The sequence below is a fragment of the Citrobacter sp. Res13-Sevr-PEB04-36 genome, from assembly GCF_015672735.1.
GTDB lineage: Bacteria > Pseudomonadota > Gammaproteobacteria > Enterobacterales > Enterobacteriaceae > Citrobacter.
Genome location: NZ_JADABY010000017.1, coordinates 1 through 1,018 on the forward strand (window position 1 = coordinate 1; position 1,018 = coordinate 1,018).

Consider the following 1,018-nt stretch of genomic DNA (forward strand, 5'->3'; position numbering starts at 1 on the left):
ATACCAGCTGGCTGCAACTGTTTATTAAAAACACAGCACTGTGCAAACACGAAAGTGGACGTATACGGTGTGACGCCTGCCCGGTGCCGGAAGGTTAATTGATGGGGTTATCCGTAAGGAGAAGCTCTTGATCGAAGCCCCGGTAAACGGCGGCCGTAACTATAACGGTCCTAAGGTAGCGAAATTCCTTGTCGGGTAAGTTCCGACCTGCACGAATGGCGTAATGATGGCCAGGCTGTCTCCACCCGAGACTCAGTGAAATTGAACTCGCTGTGAAGATGCAGTGTACCCGCGGCAAGACGGAAAGACCCCGTGAACCTTTACTATAGCTTGACACTGAACACTGGTCCTTGATGTGTAGGATAGGTGGGAGGCTTTGAAGTGTGGACGCCAGTCTGCATGGAGCCAACCTTGAAATACCACCCTTTAATGGCTGGTGTTCTAACGTAGACCCGTGATCCGGGTTGCGGACAGTGTCTGGTGGGTAGTTTGACTGGGGCGGTCTCCTCCTAAAGAGTAACGGAGGAGCACGAAGGTTAGCTAATCCTGGTCGGACATCAGGAGGTTAGTGCAAAGGCATAAGCTAGCTTGACTGCGAGAGTGACGGCTCGAGCAGGTGCGAAAGCAGGTCTTAGTGATCCGGTGGTTCTGAATGGAAGGGCCATCGCTCAACGGATAAAAGGTACTCCGGGGATAACAGGCTGATACCGCCCAAGAGTTCATATCGACGGCGGTGTTTGGCACCTCGATGTCGGCTCATCACATCCTGGGGCTGAAGTAGGTCCCAAGGGTATGGCTGTTCGCCATTTAAAGTGGTACGCGAGCTGGGTTTAGAACGTCGTGAGACAGTTCGGTCCCTATCTGCCGTGGGCGCTGGAGAATTGAGGGGGGCTGCTCCTAGTACGAGAGGACCGGAGTGGACGCATCACTGGTGTTCGGGTTGTCATGCCAATGGCATTGCCCGGTAGCTAAATGCGGAAAAGATAAGTGCTGAAAGCATCTAAGCACGAAACTTGCC

The 1,018-nt window shown here is 53.2% G+C and carries 1 rRNA gene; it reads left to right on the forward strand.

The window, feature by feature from the left end:
• Nucleotides 1–1,018, forward strand: a 23S ribosomal RNA gene (locus IMQ48_RS05535); the annotation flags it as partial.